At 48.4% G+C, this 13,808-nt stretch carries 18 protein-coding genes; 6 read left to right on the plus strand and 12 right to left on the minus strand.

The genetic code is table 11. From position 1 onward, the window contains the following. Nucleotides 1-230: 230 nt before the first annotated feature. From HRM2_RS22845 to HRM2_RS28165, 6 genes are read right to left on the minus strand one after another with little or no spacing between them, the layout of a single operon-like run. Entirely contained in the window at nucleotides 231-1,502 is a 1,272-nt protein-coding gene (locus tag HRM2_RS22845; protein ID WP_015906394.1) for an amidohydrolase family protein, read from the minus strand. Nucleotides 1,503-1,504: 2 nt separating this feature from the next. Next, a complete protein-coding gene (locus HRM2_RS22850) occupies nucleotides 1,505-2,446 on the minus strand; it encodes an ABC transporter permease (protein ID WP_015906395.1) in 942 nt (313 codons plus the stop codon). Nucleotides 2,447-2,451: 5 nt separating this feature from the next. Further along, on the minus strand, nucleotides 2,452-3,519 hold the full coding sequence (locus tag HRM2_RS22855; protein ID WP_202944670.1) for an ABC transporter permease: 1,068 nt from the start codon (nucleotides 3,517-3,519) through the stop codon (nucleotides 2,452-2,454). Next, nucleotides 3,491-5,068: an ABC transporter ATP-binding protein gene (locus tag HRM2_RS22860; RefSeq protein ID WP_015906397.1), complete on the minus strand. Its 1,578-nt coding sequence runs from the start codon at nucleotides 5,066-5,068 to the stop codon at nucleotides 3,491-3,493. Before HRM2_RS22860 ends, HRM2_RS22855 begins: the two co-directional genes overlap by 29 nt. Before the next feature lie 44 nt (nucleotides 5,069-5,112). Next, nucleotides 5,113-6,105: a BMP family protein gene (locus HRM2_RS22865; RefSeq protein WP_015906398.1), complete on the minus strand. Its 993-nt coding sequence runs from the start codon at nucleotides 6,103-6,105 to the stop codon at nucleotides 5,113-5,115. 12 nt (nucleotides 6,106-6,117) lie between these two features. Further along, nucleotides 6,118-6,249, minus strand: coding sequence for a hypothetical protein (locus HRM2_RS28165; protein ID WP_269719597.1), 132 nt, complete (start codon nucleotides 6,247-6,249; stop codon nucleotides 6,118-6,120). 94 nt (nucleotides 6,250-6,343) lie between these two features. On the opposite strand from HRM2_RS28165, the gene HRM2_RS27965 reads away from it, so the two are divergent. After that, nucleotides 6,344-6,508 (plus strand): hypothetical protein, encoded by a 165-nt coding sequence (locus HRM2_RS27965; RefSeq protein ID WP_232364129.1) that lies wholly within the window; start codon nucleotides 6,344-6,346, stop codon nucleotides 6,506-6,508. Here the strand turns inward: HRM2_RS27965 and HRM2_RS22875 are convergent. The 4 genes from HRM2_RS22875 to HRM2_RS22890 form a co-directional block, all read right to left on the minus strand. Beyond that, on the minus strand, nucleotides 6,492-6,692 hold the full coding sequence (locus HRM2_RS22875) for a YwbE family protein (RefSeq protein WP_015906399.1): 201 nt from the start codon (nucleotides 6,690-6,692) through the stop codon (nucleotides 6,492-6,494). The genes HRM2_RS27965 and HRM2_RS22875 overlap by 17 nt on opposite strands. 2 nt (nucleotides 6,693-6,694) lie before the next feature. Then, the gene (locus HRM2_RS22880) at nucleotides 6,695-7,273 is read right to left on the minus strand and encodes a YaeQ family protein (protein ID WP_232364130.1); all 579 of its coding nucleotides are present in this window, start codon (nucleotides 7,271-7,273) and stop codon (nucleotides 6,695-6,697) included. Nucleotides 7,274-7,594: 321 nt separating this feature from the next. Continuing rightward, nucleotides 7,595-7,789 (minus strand): hypothetical protein, encoded by a 195-nt coding sequence (locus HRM2_RS22885; protein WP_015906401.1) that lies wholly within the window; start codon nucleotides 7,787-7,789, stop codon nucleotides 7,595-7,597. 124 nt (nucleotides 7,790-7,913) lie between these two features. Next, a complete protein-coding gene (locus HRM2_RS22890; RefSeq protein WP_015906402.1) occupies nucleotides 7,914-8,465 on the minus strand; it encodes a helix-turn-helix transcriptional regulator in 552 nt (183 codons plus the stop codon). 227 nt (nucleotides 8,466-8,692) lie between these two features. Between HRM2_RS22890 and HRM2_RS22895 the strand changes: the two genes are divergently transcribed. From HRM2_RS22895 to HRM2_RS22915, 5 genes are all read left to right on the plus strand, one after another. Continuing rightward, on the plus strand, nucleotides 8,693-9,091 hold the full coding sequence (locus tag HRM2_RS22895; RefSeq protein WP_015906403.1) for a hypothetical protein: 399 nt from the start codon (nucleotides 8,693-8,695) through the stop codon (nucleotides 9,089-9,091). Between the two features lie 300 nt (nucleotides 9,092-9,391). Beyond that, entirely contained in the window at nucleotides 9,392-9,763 is a 372-nt protein-coding gene (locus tag HRM2_RS22900; RefSeq protein WP_015904473.1) for a CHC2 zinc finger domain-containing protein, read from the plus strand. Further along, entirely contained in the window at nucleotides 9,763-10,344 is a 582-nt protein-coding gene (locus tag HRM2_RS22905; protein ID WP_015904472.1) for a hypothetical protein, read from the plus strand. Before HRM2_RS22900 ends, HRM2_RS22905 begins: the two co-directional genes overlap by 1 nt. Next, entirely contained in the window at nucleotides 10,331-12,019 is a 1,689-nt protein-coding gene (locus HRM2_RS22910; protein WP_015906404.1) for an integrase, read from the plus strand. Before HRM2_RS22905 ends, HRM2_RS22910 begins: the two co-directional genes overlap by 14 nt. A 1-nt stretch (nucleotide 12,020) precedes the next feature. Further along, on the plus strand, nucleotides 12,021-12,689 hold the full coding sequence (locus tag HRM2_RS22915; protein WP_041273016.1) for an ATP-binding protein: 669 nt from the start codon (nucleotides 12,021-12,023) through the stop codon (nucleotides 12,687-12,689). A 307-nt stretch (nucleotides 12,690-12,996) separates the two neighbouring features. On the opposite strand, the gene HRM2_RS22920 is transcribed toward HRM2_RS22915, so the two are convergent. Further along, the gene (locus HRM2_RS22920; RefSeq protein WP_015906405.1) at nucleotides 12,997-13,398 is read right to left on the minus strand and encodes a sensor signal transduction histidinekinase (PAS/PAC domain-containing protein); all 402 of its coding nucleotides are present in this window, start codon (nucleotides 13,396-13,398) and stop codon (nucleotides 12,997-12,999) included. 152 nt (nucleotides 13,399-13,550) lie between these two features. Continuing rightward, nucleotides 13,551-13,760 carry a SlyX family protein gene (locus tag HRM2_RS22925; RefSeq protein ID WP_015906406.1) on the minus strand — a complete coding sequence of 70 codons (210 nt, stop codon included), beginning with the start codon at nucleotides 13,758-13,760 and terminating at the stop codon, nucleotides 13,551-13,553. Between the last annotated feature and the right edge of the window lie 48 nt (nucleotides 13,761-13,808).

Here is a 13,808-nt window from a genome sequence, read left to right on the forward strand (position 1 = left end):
CATTCCCAGGCGGGGTGAATTGACACCTAAAATTTGCAAACGGTCGTTGGCTGAATATGCAGTAGTCTCTTTCACACATGCACTCCCGGCATAGCTTTCACAGCGATATGCTTCCAGAGGCTGATTCCTTGCGATCAGCGCAATGGGGTGGGTGTTGTCAATTTCCCTTTTCGGGTTGCCACGCATTTCTTTAACCAGCCAATCCCGAAAGTTGAGTAAATAGCCCTAGATTAAAGGCAAAAATCAACCGTCATATCCCCTGCCCCCAGGTTCACCGTGGCAGCCGCTTCTGGCATGCGGCTGATCACCCGGCCCCTGCGGACAACAAAAAGTCTTGCCGGGCGAAGGCGGATGGCCTCCTGTTTAGACCTGGCCTGGAGGATGACCATGTCTGCATTGCAGCCCGGTTTAAGCCCGTAATTCTCAAGATTCAACGTCTTAGCACCATTTTCAGTGACCCCGTCAAACAGGGCCGCCTGCTGGTCAACCCCTGTCATATGAAGGGCATGGGCACCCATGTGGACCACCTCCAGCATGTCGTGGGTGCCCATGGGATACCAGGGATCCATGACATCATCATGGCCGAGACTTACGTTTATGCCAGCATCAAGGAGTTCGGGAACCCGCATGAGTCCCCTTCTTTTGGGGTAGGTGTCATGGCGGCCCTGGAGATTCATGTTCACCAGGGGATTACAGATGCAGTTCAGCCGTGCCTCTGCCATCAGGGGTACAAGCTTTGACACATAGTAGTTGTCCATGGAGTGCATGCTGGTGAGGTGGGAGCCTGCCACCCTGCCCTGGAGCCCGAGGCGCTGGGTCTCAAAGCTGAGGCTTTCAATGTGGCGGGAAAGGGGATCATCTGATTCATCACAGTGCATGTCAACCATGCATCCGCGTTGTGCGGCAAGCTCGCACAACAGACGAACCGATTCTCTGCCCTCTGCCATGGTTCTTTCAAAATGGGGAATGCCGCCGACAACATCCACCCCCCGATCAAGAGCCCGGGTCAAAAGGGCCATGCCGTTTTTGGACCGAAGAACCCCATCCTGGGGAAAGGCAACCAGCTGAATATCCATGAAGGCCTTCATCTCCCGGCGCAGTTCAAGCAGGGCATCCACGGCCATGAGGGTGGGATCTGTGGTGTCCACATGGCTCCTGACAACAAGGTTGCCCTTTGCAATGGACCACATCAGTAGTTTTTTGGCCCTGGCCTTGACCGCTTCAAAGGTAAGCTCCGGCTTTAACTCCCCCCAGATCTTGATTCCTTCAAGCAGGGTTCCTGTCCGGTTCAACCGTGGCATGCCCATGGAAAGGGTAGCATCCAGGTGAATATGGCTCTCCACAAAGGGAGGGGTGACCAGATATCCACCGGCATCAATTGTATTCAGAAATTTTGATTGGATGACAGGGGCAATCTCAACTATTTTGCCGTCCCTGCAGCCGATTTGAACGGGTGTTTTACCTCCGTGGAGGTGTGCGTTTACCACCAGAAGATCAAGCATGATTATCGTTCTCCTTTTCGAAATGGGATGAGCAGGGCTTTGGGATAGGCTGCCTTTCTGGACATGATGATCAGGGCAACAATGGAACAGACATAGGGCAGCATCAGATAAAACTGGTAGGGGATGGCCATGCCGGCCTGTTGCTGAACCCGCATCTGGACGGCATCAAAGGCGGCAAAAAGAAGGCAGCCGGCAAGGGCCTTGTAGGGTTTCCAAGAGGAAAACACCACAAGGGCAATGCAGATCCAGCCCCGGCCGTTGACCATGCCGATATAATAGGCATCAAAAGCAGACAGTGTCAGAAAGGCACCGCCAACGGCCATCATTGCACTGCCTGCACATACGGCAAGGGTCCGGAGCAAAAAGACGTCCAGACCCTGGGCTTCAACGGCCAGGGGATTTTCACCGACCATGCGAAGGGCAAGACCCAGGGGGGTCTTGAACAGAACAAAAGCCACCAGGACCACTGCGGCAAGGGCAACAAAGGTCAGGGCACTCTGGCTGAAGAGCACCTCTCCCAGGAAAGGAATATCCCTGAGCAAGGGGATATCCAGGGAGTGAAAGGGTATGATTTTAGGCGGCGTTGTTGCCTTGGGCAGCAGCATTCTGAATACAAAGGCACTCAGGCTTGAGCCGAGCATGGTGATGCCAAGCCCTGTCACATGCTGGGAAAGTCCCAGGTAAACCGTAAAAAGAGAGTGAACAAGGCCGAATATAACGCCGATAACTGCGGCAAAAACAACCCCTCCCCAGAGGGATCCCCCCTGGTAGACCCACATCCAGCCGCCCATGCAGCCTGCAGCCATGATGCCCTCAATACCGAGGTTTAAAACCCCTGCCCGTTCACAGACAAGTTCACCCAGGGTGCCAAAAACAAGCGGAGTAGCCATGCGGATGGTGGCCATCCAGAACCCTGTTTCAACAAGAAAACCAATGATATCCATACGGCCTACCCCCTTCGTATCCTGTAGGTTGTCAAAAAAAGGGCAACAAGCACGGACAAAAGCGACACGGCAGTGGTTACATCAGCAATATAGTTTGAAATGTTGATGGCCCGGCTCATGGAATCAGCACCGATATAAATCATTGCAACAAAGAGGGCGCCTGCAATCACCCCCAAAGGATTCAGCGCACCGAGCATGGCAACCACAATGCCCGTATAGCCGAACCCCGGAGAAAGATCCGTGGTCAAATACCCCTTGACCCCGCAGAGTTCACTGACCCCTGCCATTGCGGCAAGTCCCCCGCTGATAAGGGCCGTGCGGACAATCGTGGCACCCACGGGCATGCCGGCAAAGGTGCTGGCCGTGATGCTTGACCCAACGGCCCTTATTTCAAACCCCCAGGTGGTGTACGCCATGAACCACCAGACAAACACGGCAGACACAACAGCGATTATGAAACCAAGGTGAAACCGCGTCTTTGCCATGAGGACCGGCAGCATTGCCGTATCAACCACAGGCGCTGATTGGGGCCACCCCATGGCCATGGGGTCCTTCCAGGGGCCGAAAACAAGCCAGTTTACAAACAAAAGCACAACAAAATTGAGCAAAAGGGTGGTGACCACCTCGTCCACATTGAGCCTTGTTTTAAGAAAGGTGGGCACCAGAAGAAAAAGCCCGCCGGCAAGGGCACCGGCCGTAAAGAGCCAGGGGATCATCACAATGGCGGGAAGGGTTTCGCCCCGGGTTCCCAGAAAAACAGCCATGCATGCGCCAACGTAGAACTGGCCTTCCCCCCCGATATTCCACAGCTTTGCCCTGAAGGCCACAGCGGCTGCCAGCCCGGTAAAGATCAGTGGGGTGGCCCGGGTGAGGGTTTCACTCACGGCAAACCTGGACCCCAGGGCGCCCTTGAACATGAGCATCCAGCCTTCAACTGGGGACGCACCTCCCCAGAGGATAAGAACAGAGCAGACGGCCATGGCAAATCCCACGGCGATAAAAAGGGCTGCAATCAATCTCAAAAAAGACCTGTTTTCTCGAATTTCAAGCCGCATGATTTTTATTGCCTCCATTGGATTGGCCTTTGGGACCAAAGCTCCGCCCAGATCCCAGGTCGGTCCCCTGCCCGGACATCATCAATCCTATCCTTGCCCTGTCCAGGGTATCAACATCCTCGGCAGCGGAGAGTTGTCCATGGTACATGACCTGGATCCGGTCGGAGACCTGGAAAAGCTCATCCAGATCTTCGGAGATTATGATCACACCTGCACCCTGTTTTGCCGCCTGGATCAGCTGGGTGTGGACATGGGCCGCAGCCCCCACATCCAGTCCCCAGGTGGGCTGGTTGGCAAGAATGATTCCAGGAGCTCCGGAAAGTTCCCTTGCAAGTATTAATTTCTGCATATTGCCGCCGGACAGCTGTCTAACCGGACTGTTAATTCCAGGACATCGCACATCAAACTGCCGTACAAGCTTTTCTGCCTGCCTGGCCATGGCGTTGAACCGTAGAAACCCCTTTCTTGAAGATTCGGGATCACCATAGTTTTTGCTGGCAAGGTTCTCCATGATGGACATGTCACCGATAAGGCCGGTTCCATTTCGATCATCGGGAATCCGCCCCACCCCCCGTTCAATCATGATCCTGGGGCTTATTTTTTTTAATTCCCCTGAACCCAGAAAAATCCGGCCACGGCAAGGGGTGATAAGCCCGGATATCATATCGGCAAGCTCGGACTGGCCATTGCCTGAAACACCTGCAATACCAATGATTTCATTGGATCTGAGCCTTAGATCAAGCCTTTTTACAGCATTTTTTCCGTCCCTGGCCCCAATAAAAATATCTTTTAAGCAGAGCACCTCTCGTCCGGGCGAACGTTTTTTTCTAACAACCCTTGGAATATCAGCCCCAACCATGGCCCTTGCAAGGGCCTCCGGGTCAGTTTGTTCGGTTCGGGACTCAAAAACCACCCGGCCCTGGCGAAGGACAATACACCGATGGCTTGCGGCCATGACTTCACGCATTTTATGGGTGATAAAGACAACGCTTAACCCTTCACGGACCAACTGTTTCAAGGTCTTGAAAAGGGCATCCGACTCCGGGGGAGTCAGCACGGCGGTGGGTTCATCAAGGATCAAAATCCTGGCATCCCGGTACAAGACCTTCAGAATCTCCACCCGCTGCTGTTCTCCCACGGAAAGATCCCGGACCAGGGCATTGGGATCCACGGTAAGCCCGAACCGTGCCATAAGGGCGGTCAATTTTCCTGCCGCCCGTCCAGCCTTGTTTCCAACCCCAAAAAGGGAAGCCGTGCCCACCATGATATTCTCGAGAACAGTCATATTTCCGGCAAGGGTAAAATGCTGATGCACCATACCGACCCCGGCGTCCAGGGCTGCCCGTGGAGAGCCCTGGGCAAGTTTTTTTCCGAACACCTCAATCGAGCCCTGATCGGCAACATAATGACCAAACAGGATGGACATGAGTGTGGTTTTTCCCGCACCGTTTTCACCCAGAAGGGCGACAATTTCCCCCTGTTTAAGGGAAAAAGAGACATCCTCATTGGCGGCAACAGATCCAAAATGCTTGGTAATCCCGGACAGCTTGAGTATGGTGTCATTCATAATTACACGACAATGGGGACCTTTTTAGAATCGGTCCCCAAGGCCTAGAAGGTTGATTTGGGTTCTGTGTCATTGATTTCAACAATCAGGTCGCCTGCTTTTATCGCCTTTTCAGTTTCAGCAATCTTGGATTTGATGGGGGCCGAAATTTTTTCTTCAAATTCATAAAATCCTGAAAGAGCTGCACCACCCTTGGCCATCATGGTCCACGCCCTGTAGTCCTCTGCCTTGAACTTACCCTCTTTAACAAGGGAGATCGCCCGGTTCACAGCCGGGTCCATATGCCAGAGGGCAGAGGCCACGACCACACCTTCACCGTTTTCTTCCTTGTTCATATCATTCACATTGCCAAAGGCAAGAATGCCCTTTTCCCGGGCCGCGTCCACTACACCTGCACGCTCGGCATAGAGGATATCAACACCCGATTCAACCTGGGCATAGGCAAACTCCTTTGCCTTGGGTGGATCATACCAGGAACCGATGAATGACACCTTGAACTCAACCCCGGGGTTTACGGATTTTGCACCGGCCATGAATGCATTGAACAGCCGGTTTACCTCACCAATGGGATATCCCCCTACCATGCCGATTTTGTTGGTCTGGGTCATGGTTCCGGCAAGCATGCCCATCAGATAACAGGGCTCATGGATATAATTGTCAAAAACAGACAGGTTAGGATTTTCCGGCCCAAAGGTGTCACCCATGAGATAGGCCACCCCAGGATAGTCACGGGCCACCTTTCTTACATCACGGGATATGCCAAAGGCTTCCCCCACAACAAGGTCGACCCCCTTTTCAGCGTATTCCCGAAGCACACGGATATAATCGGTGTTGGATACCTTTTCTGAGTACACATAGTCAATTTTTCCCTGATCAGACGCCTTCTGGAGTGCCTTGTGAAGGCAGGCGTCCCATTTCTGCTGGATGGGCTGGGTGTAAATACCAGCCACTTTGATTTTTGGTGAGGCTGCAGCACTGCCGGCAAAAAGAGCCATGCAAAAGAACAGGGTACTGGCAATAACGGATAAACGCATCATAAAAAATCCTTCTCAATAAACAGGGTTAATAAAAAAGGGGGAGGGCCCTTGGTTGTCTGCTTCATCGGGATCCACAGAAGCAATAAACATACCCTTTAAAGTCACCATTTCAGAGGGGAGGGTGAAAGCTACCTTTTTTTCCATTTTTTTTAATACCCGGAGATTTCGACCCAAACCACACTGACTTTTTTGTGATTTCAGCGGGGTTAAAATTACATATTTGTACCATAGCCTGTTCTTGAAACCGCAGAAACAAGGATTCCCGACCATGCCCGGAATCAGTCAGGCAACATTGTTTTTGTTGAACAGCCCGCAGTGGGGCTTGAAAAAAAATCCTTGGGCGATTGGGGGAAAGGAAGAAGAAAAACTGCCAACCAGAAATGATATTAATCACAATGAATGATTTTGACCCTTCCCACAAGTCCGTTTTCCAGGCGGACCTTGATCCCATGGGGATGGCGAGGCGATTTAGTCAGCAAATCCCGGACAATGCCCTGGGTAAGCTTATTGGTTCTCTGGTCCTGCTTCAATACAATGGAAACGCTCTGACCGGCCTTGATATCAGCCCTTCTGGTTCCGTCACTCATTTTTAATTTTCCTCCAGTCCGGATTCCTGCAAGACCGACCAGACGACCTCACACTCCCCGGTTCCAGCAGCAACATAGGCCGTACCGTCTGTAATGGTGACGGAAAGATCCATGGTCCGTTTGGCCAGCGCAGCCAGTGCCTGCACGCTTTGCCAGTGAAATTGAAACACGGATACCCCACCAAGCCCGTTAAATTTCTCCCGTGCCTGGGACCACCATGCATCTGATTTTGAATTAAAACTGTACACCTTAACCACAGGCGACACCCGTGATGCTTTTTTTATTCTGTCGACCAGGGGCTCTCCCACATCGATCCACAATGAGATGCGATCATCCAGGGTGCGGGCCCAGATATCGGGTTCTTCCACGGCAGCAAGGCCCTTGGTAAACAAAAGCGTTTCCCGGGCATTCATACAAAAAGCCAGAACCCTTGCCATCATTCGCTCAAGGGTCTCAGAAGGGTGCCGGGCAATCGTCAAGCCAAGGCTATCATAATGATCCCGGTCAATATCAGCCAGGGTAATTCTTAATTTATAAATAGTCGGTTTTAATGCCACGGATCCCTCGATAAGAGTTAACACATCAGTTGAAATTTAAGGGGTATCCTATAGCAATCCCGTTGAAAACAAAAGGGCGTTTTTCAGGACAACAAGCTTTCTCTGACCTGAATCTGAAACAGGTGACCCCGTGTTTTTAAAAAAATCCAGGGATTAAATACGCTGATTGCGTGGGAATTTGATTAGGAAAGGATTTGGGACAAATGATTGCCAGTGACTTATGGAGAAGGCCTTTCAGTACCAAATTTCAACCTGAATGCCACCGGTTAAAACACCCTGGAAAAAAGATGGGTGCGGGAAAAAAGCCCTGAATGCCACGACCGGCATGCAGGGCCCTGTCTATTTTTACCCTTTGACGGCCACGAGGGAGACGCCAAGATCCTTTTCAACTGCCTGGATCTTTTTCAGCACCTCTGCATCCACGGGTGCAATGGTTGTGTCGTGGCATGAAAAGGCCAGAAGCGTTACGCCCAGCTCTTTTTCTATTGCCTTGATCTTGTCGAGATCGACATTTTTAACGTTGCTCAAAGAACAGATCATGGTGATTCCTCCCTAGGTTTGGGTTTTCTCCTTGAGTCGAAGGACTCCGATTCTTCTATTATAGGGAATAGATTATGATGGGACAATGGGGGAAGAATAACTGTATAATAACGGGTAAAAACAGTCAATCTGTCAGGGAGAGCAGAAATGTTCTCAGGTTGGTTTCTGTGTTTGTCAGTCCCAGTTTTTTCCTCAAATTTCGACGATGGAAATTGATGGTAAAGGCGGACAGGTTCAAAAGTCCTGCGATCTCCTTGGTGGTTTTGCCTTCCCTGATCAGGGCGGCTATCTGGAGTTCCTGGGGGGTGAGAGTCGTCCCAAGACTTGTGAGATGCTGCAAAAAAGGAGATGCGATTTCCTGGAGCCCTTTTTCAATGAGAACCAGGAGCCCGGCGGTTTCAGCTGTTTGGGAAATCGATTTCAGCCGTTGAATATTGGGCAGAACCTTCACCCTATGATTCTGGAGAACCGTCTGCTCCAACTGCTTTCGATCCTTGTCCCGCTGTCTGAGGATGGCACCCAGGGCAGCATTGGCCTCCTCCAGGCGTTTCGACTTTTGTTCAAGTTCTCTTTCCCGATGCGTGAGCTTTTCCTGGGCAAGTTTCAGGGCCGTGATATTCTCATGACTGATCACCACTTTTACGGGAACGGAATCCGCCGCTTTTGTGACCCTCATGTAAAACCACCGCTTCTCTCCGGGGGAATGACTGTTAAGATGCGAATACTCTAACGCCTACCCCCAAAATCGTTCGCAAAATACTATAACGCTATGATTAGGGCAGCCCGCCGCGAATACCCCGCCAAATAGAAAATAAATCATACCCCGCTTACCCCGCCGCTTTTACGACAAAATCAATTTTTAGGGCTATATTTTCATCCAGATTTAAATTTGGAGAAAATATAATGGCAAAAAGTTCAAGTGGAAAACGCCCCTGCTGTATTTGCCGCAAATGGTTTAAGCCGGATGTCCGCCAAAAAGGACGACAGACAACATGTGGAAGGTCTGCCTGCAAAACTGAACAGCACCGAAGAAACTGTCAAAAATGGAACAAAAAAAACGGTGAATATTTTAAAAATAACTATCTGGGTAAAAAATTAGAAAAGATTGAGGAAGAATCTTCTAAGGAATTTAAATCCAGCATACCTCCCCATGGACACCCCCCGCCCAACTGCCTGGCAAAGCCCGTATTGCCATATGAAATTTTAGAAAACGAGTATGGAACAAGAAATATGATCGTCATCCAATATGTAGCTTGGCAGATTCTGAATCAGTCATACGATTCAAAAACTGCGTTCAGATAGGGGGGGGGTGTTTATGGATAAAAACCTCGACTAATCGAATCGGAGTTTCAAGACGCATCATAGACTTAACCAACTGTAATTCATTGATATCCCAACAAAGTAATCGACTTAGGGTTTTAAGACGCATCATTAACCTAAACCTCTGTAAATAAAGGAGATACGAACAGACTAATACATAAGGGTGTTTAAGACACAACAGACAAGGATGGGGCTATTATAGTAGTTTAAAAATAGGATTTTTACACCTTGCCTTGAGCTTAAGGCAAAGTGCCTTGATAACCCCGACAAATGTGAGGACTCATGCCAAAAAAATTTTCATCCCAAGAGTTGTTTGAATTAAGAAATTTTATCCCTGTGGAGATGTTGATAAGGGAGCAACTGGAAATGCCGTCAAAAATCAGTGAAGGCTTTTTCCGTTTTCTATGCCCGATCTGTAATGAATTCCAGACAGCCATAAACCCAGCCACCAACCTGGCCCGGTGCTTTCGATGTGAAAGAAACTTCAACACCATTGATCTTGTGATGACAGTTCAAAGAATCGGTTTTAAAGAGAGCGTTCTGTTCTTAAAACGCCTGATGGGCAAAGTTCCGGATCAGAACAAAGATGCCAGACAGGGGTTGCAAAATCTTGTCGGAGGCATCGGCCAGACCATGCCGGGAGGATTAGGATAATGGAACAGGATCGGTTGACCCGTCTGGAGAATCTTATTGCCCGTAATCAGGGTCGTTTCCATGAAATAGGCAAAGCTCTGAAAGAGATAAAAGATACCCGGCTGTATAAACTCAATCTTTTCAGTAGCTTTGAAACTTATGCCAGAGTACGCTGGGATATGGGCAGAGCCCAAGCCTATCGCCTGATAGAATCCTATAAGGTTATCAGCAATTTGTCTCCAATTGGAGACATTCTCCCCAGCAATGAATCCCAGGTGCGCCCCCTGGCCCCATTGGGTCCCATCGAACAGCGTAAAATATGGAAGGCGTTTTTAAAAACCGCCATGGAGATAACCGCACCAAACATCAAACAGTTCATTGATTCCGCAAAAAAAAACGACACCGGCAGTAAAGACGAACCTGTGGATTTAACCGATCAGGTCAGCAAAGCCTATATGGATGCTGTTCAGGTAATGCTTGACCAGGTTCAACTGGCCCAACAGGATCACTGGCAAAAGACATCACGCCAGGCTGGGCTGCTGTGGAACCGGGTCATTCGGGAAAGAATCTTGTCAAAGGAGAACGACAATGGACACGGATAACCTGAAGGTCATACCTAATCTGACGCTTGATGACCGTTTCAATCTTCTGCTCCATAAAAAGATCATGAACAAAAAAGGCTCAGCCAAACGAGCAAGTAAAAAATATTACAAAGATCAATATCAAAAAACCGGCATTATTCCGGGGCCACTCCTACTTGTGGAAAAGAAAGTCATGGAAGGCCGCAAATGCAGTGGACGTCCCCGCTCTTTCTCCGAACAGGTCCGCAGACGTTTTATAGAAATGGTAAAAGAGTCGTGTGATCCATCAAGCCAACAGTTCATCTTTATTACCCATAAGGCAAGAACCATTAAAAATTATCACCACTGGCTTGAAAAAGAGTTCAAAAAAAAAATCTCCATCCATGCCCTCAGGCACTGTGTCTACCGTGAAAACCTCAAATCATATTTAAACAAACCAGATTTCGAGGACGATGTCCCGGTCCAAAACAGTTTTAAACCAGAGCCGGTGTTTGACCTGATTCAGATGGATGGCTGTGTTTTTAGATATTTTAAGATCAGAAACGACAAGGGTCATTGGCAAAAGCCCCAAGTCATAGAATTTTATGATACGGGCTCTCGTTATATGTTTATCCTGGATGCGTATTTTTCCGAAAGCAGTTGGAACTCCGTGAACCTGTTCACCAAATTTTTACTGGCCAGGCCATTTCCCCAAAAGAAGATTCGTATCCGGCCCGATAATGCCAAGGGTTTTTTGAATCTTAAGCGCCCCATCAACGACTTGAATTTGAAACATTCCACCCCGAACGGGTTTTATATGGAACCTGATTTCTCAAGGATACATGCTCCCAAGGATAAGGCCCACCTGGAATCATCCCACCGCAGCCTTCATAATTTTGAAATCCGAATCATCAAAGCGTTTGAAAAAAGGATCGTAAAGACAGAGCCCGGGTATATCTTCAAAAAAGGAAAACAAGAAAAAATCACCGTTACCCTCCTTGACATAAATTTGGATGAGTTAAAAACAAGCTCACTTATGGAGGAATATCGCCATGAACACAACTGCACACGCCACTATTTCTCTGAAAAAGGAAAAGTCAATGCCTGGGTGCCGGATAAAAAGCTTACAGACTTTTTTGAAACATTTACCAGCACACTGACCTTTTGTCCTGATCAGGTTAAGGAGCACATGAAATATGGATTTAGGAAAACAAAAGCCACGGTATCAAAGCAGAAGACCATCAGATTTGAAAATCAGGATTACTATGTGACCATGGGTGCAGACAAGTTCAGCTCCCATAAAAGTACACCCGTTCAGATATCCAGATACAATGACAAGCTTTTCCTTTTTGAGCCCAGGGAGGATGGTATTTTTTGGGGAGAAGCCCTTGCCCGGAAGCCCTTTGAAAAGCCGTTAAAAGTATTGACCATATTGCCGGAAAAAAATGAACTGGACCAGATCATCGACTTTTTGGAGCACAACAGCATGGTCGTCGATCGACCCCTCCTGATCAAAAATTATGAAAAAGGTCTTTCCATGCCCATGGCAAAGCAAATCCTTCAGCATAACCAGAAAAGATACACCACCTATATAAAAAAGATGCAGCAACCCACGAATATAAAAGGGGCAGTGCTGTTCAATGCTTTTATTCTCGATTGTGAAAGCCATTATCGAAGAATCCATGTGGCACCGTATGCGTTTTCTGGAGAAATATGACATGAAACGAAAAGAAGATTTTATAAATGACAAACGCCGCATTTCTTATCTGGGGGCCACATATAACCGAATCTATCGTAGGCAGAGCGTCTTGATCGAGGGTGATTATGGCGTGGGTAAAACCCGTTTCTTGAAATTGCTGCAACCGAAAAAACTTCATGCCGTCTGGGTGGAGTCACTGTTCAACATACATGAAACCCTGGCATCGATTTTAAAGAAGCTAAATTACGACACAATCGCCACCTACCGGCGAACCCCTCAATATTTGGAAATGATATGCAGTCTGTCCAACTGCTTTATTTTAATCGACGAGGCAAACGATCTTGATCCCCGGGTCTGGCCCTACCTCAAAAGGGTTATCGATGCCGGTGTTCCCATTGTATTTGCAGGATTACCAAAGGTGAGGACCTTTTTAACCCGCGAGCATCCAGACATCCTCAGCCGCTTGAAAACGCTTATTCTATACCCGATTGTGGTAGAAGATTTCATTGTCGAGTACAAGGATATTGAACAGGAGGCCATTGAACAGATTTATATGACGACCAAAGGCGATATGAGAAAATTCAGAGAAATTTGTACAGACTGCAGGGACAGAGCAAAGGAGTTGAAATACACCTTTGTTGACATCAATCTTGCCTTGGAATTTCTCTCTGATCTTCCTCCTCAATAACGAACATAAGGCACATGGAAAAATTTCACCAAGAAATAATGTGAGGCCAGAAAGGACTGATTTTGCTGTTCTAAAACTTTAGATCGTCCAGATTAGATACCTCGGACAAGATAATTAAATCAGGATAGACCATTACGCTTTTTTAGCGAATGGTCTATTTTTGTTTACAACTTCTCAAACTTCATTGACTGATTTTTGAAATACACATTCCGTGCAACACTGCTATAAAATAGCATTAACCTACTGTAAAAAATGATGTTTATTTGAAGCGTTAGAGTATTTTGCGAAAACACGATTAGGGCCAATGCTATGCAAGTAGCTGATTATAAATGTTATTGAGGCCTTTTTTATAAAAACAGGGCAGATAAAAAGCGTTAGAGTATTTGCATCTTATCAAATGACAGGGATAATCAATGGAAAATTCGTGGATCTCGCCGTTGATCACCTGCCGGATGCCCCGGGCCACCACAGCTGCATTTTTTGCCGAATTCCCCCGGGCACTTTCGCAGATGTCCAGGTAGTTGATGTCCGGGGAACTCGGCCGGAGCTTGATCTGGTTTGACCGGGCAAATTCGTTCCAGGCCTGGTTGGTCTCGAGGATCCTGCCGTTTTCATCAATGATGGCGATATGGGCCGACAGGGAGTTGAGAATCGTCCTGGCATAGGCCTGGGTCTGCTTGATGATCTCTTTGGCTTTTTGGGAATCCATGGTTTTGCCGCCTCCATGCCGGGGGAACTTGTTCATTATTCGCAAATAGTTTTCACCATGTCAGCCCGAAGCTCCAGCAGTGCAGAATCTGGCGTGAATGATTTTCACCCGCCCCACAAAAGCGTTTTCCAGGCGAACCTTGGCCTTAAGTATTAATAGTGGGGCGGCTTTTCATTTGCCGGCGCATCGCTTCCCGGGATGAAATCCGAGAGGTCTTTCACCCGACTCACCAAAAGGTCACAGATTCCCCTGAGCCTGTCTATTTCCCGCTGTTGTTCGTAAATCACATCATTCAGGTCTTTAATACTTTTTTCCTGAAATGCAATTTTAATTTCAATGTCCACCAGACGTTGTTCACTCATTTTTAATCTTTCTCCAGCCCATTCCCATGGCTCAAGGAAGGACAGTTA

Origin of the sequence: Desulforapulum autotrophicum HRM2 (genome assembly GCF_000020365.1) — a bacterium.
Classification (GTDB): domain Bacteria; phylum Desulfobacterota; class Desulfobacteria; order Desulfobacterales; family Desulfobacteraceae; genus Desulforapulum; species Desulforapulum autotrophicum.

Excerpts from the sequence above, each read along its gene's own strand:
- HRM2_RS22845 (WP_015906394.1), bottom strand. The coding sequence starts at position 1,502 with ATGCTTGATCTTCTGGTGGTAAACGCACACCTCCACGGAGGTAAAACA.
- HRM2_RS22850 (WP_015906395.1), bottom strand. The coding sequence starts at position 2,446 with ATGGATATCATTGGTTTTCTTGTTGAAACAGGGTTCTGGATGGCCACC.
- HRM2_RS22855 (WP_202944670.1), bottom strand. The coding sequence starts at position 3,519 with ATGGAGGCAATAAAAATCATGCGGCTTGAAATTCGAGAAAACAGGTCT.
- HRM2_RS22860 (WP_015906397.1), bottom strand. The coding sequence starts at position 5,068 with ATGAATGACACCATACTCAAGCTGTCCGGGATTACCAAGCATTTTGGA.
- HRM2_RS22865 (WP_015906398.1), bottom strand. The coding sequence starts at position 6,105 with ATGATGCGTTTATCCGTTATTGCCAGTACCCTGTTCTTTTGCATGGCT.
- HRM2_RS28165 (WP_269719597.1), bottom strand. The coding sequence starts at position 6,249 with ATGGAAAAAAAGGTAGCTTTCACCCTCCCCTCTGAAATGGTGACTTTA.
- HRM2_RS22875 (WP_015906399.1), bottom strand. The coding sequence starts at position 6,692 with ATGAGTGACGGAACCAGAAGGGCTGATATCAAGGCCGGTCAGAGCGTT.
- HRM2_RS22885 (WP_015906401.1), bottom strand. The coding sequence starts at position 7,789 with ATGATCTGTTCTTTGAGCAACGTTAAAAATGTCGATCTCGACAAGATC.
- HRM2_RS22890 (WP_015906402.1), bottom strand. The coding sequence starts at position 8,465 with ATGAGGGTCACAAAAGCGGCGGATTCCGTTCCCGTAAAAGTGGTGATC.
- HRM2_RS22895 (WP_015906403.1), top strand. The coding sequence starts at position 8,693 with ATGGCAAAAAGTTCAAGTGGAAAACGCCCCTGCTGTATTTGCCGCAAA.
- HRM2_RS22900 (WP_015904473.1), top strand. The coding sequence starts at position 9,392 with ATGCCAAAAAAATTTTCATCCCAAGAGTTGTTTGAATTAAGAAATTTT.
- HRM2_RS22905 (WP_015904472.1), top strand. The coding sequence starts at position 9,763 with ATGGAACAGGATCGGTTGACCCGTCTGGAGAATCTTATTGCCCGTAAT.
- HRM2_RS22910 (WP_015906404.1), top strand. The coding sequence starts at position 10,331 with ATGGACACGGATAACCTGAAGGTCATACCTAATCTGACGCTTGATGAC.
- HRM2_RS22915 (WP_041273016.1), top strand. The coding sequence starts at position 12,021 with ATGAAACGAAAAGAAGATTTTATAAATGACAAACGCCGCATTTCTTAT.
- HRM2_RS22920 (WP_015906405.1), bottom strand. The coding sequence starts at position 13,398 with ATGGATTCCCAAAAAGCCAAAGAGATCATCAAGCAGACCCAGGCCTAT.
- HRM2_RS22925 (WP_015906406.1), bottom strand. The coding sequence starts at position 13,760 with ATGAGTGAACAACGTCTGGTGGACATTGAAATTAAAATTGCATTTCAG.